The organism is Nitrosospira sp. NpAV (assembly GCF_000832065.1).
Lineage (GTDB): Bacteria > Pseudomonadota > Gammaproteobacteria > Burkholderiales > Nitrosomonadaceae > Nitrosospira.
The window spans coordinates 1-572 of sequence record NZ_JXQM01000159.1 but is presented as its reverse complement, the minus strand read 5'-3'; the positions used below and the strand labels follow the sequence as shown (position 1 = coordinate 572).

Sequence of the window (572 nt, the reverse complement as noted above, 5' to 3'; positions counted from 1 at the left end):
GTAGAACAGGTCTTCGGTAAAGGCGTTGTAATAGAGGATTCTATTGCGCGACAACCCTGGTTGATCCGCCTCATCACCGTCTTCAGCGCCGTTAGCGTTCCGGGCAATAATCCGCTTGAACTCACGCGACAGGCGCGTCTTGCCTGTACCGTTGAAGGCGTAGATCAGCTGAATCTTCTTCGGAATGTTTCTCAGCTCTTCGGCAATTTCATTTAGCGTCTTGCCCATATCAGGCCTCTACTTCTTCCGTCTTGGGGAAGCTCAACAGCAAATCTCGGAAATAGGCGTATTGCTTCTGGCGCAGCTCGATTTCTCGGGGCAAGCCTTCGCTGATGGAGTTGGCTAAGGTATCGAATTTGTCGAGGATGGCGACGATGCGTGCTTGTTCTTCAAGTGATTTTTCAGGATCGTCAGCGTACGGAATGGGAAGTTTAAAGCCCTTGATGATGCTTGAATTTAGGTCGCCTCTGGCCCCCTGTCCTAGTGCCTTAATGTTTTCATAATTAAAACTCACCCAATGAAAAACATAGCGATATAACGCCTTGGCGCTGTCAATCTCCAAACAACCACAG

At 49.1% G+C, this 572-nt stretch carries 1 protein-coding gene and 1 pseudogene; both read right to left on the bottom strand.

The window, feature by feature from the left end; all coding sequences use genetic code 11:
- Window positions 1–228 (bottom strand): annotated as a pseudogene (locus tag SQ11_RS15740) (anticodon nuclease); the annotation flags it as partial.
- A 1-nt stretch (window position 229) separates the two neighbouring features.
- Window positions 230–572: restriction endonuclease subunit S (locus SQ11_RS15735; protein ID WP_041515150.1), on the bottom strand; the 343-nt coding region annotated here is incomplete at its 5' end.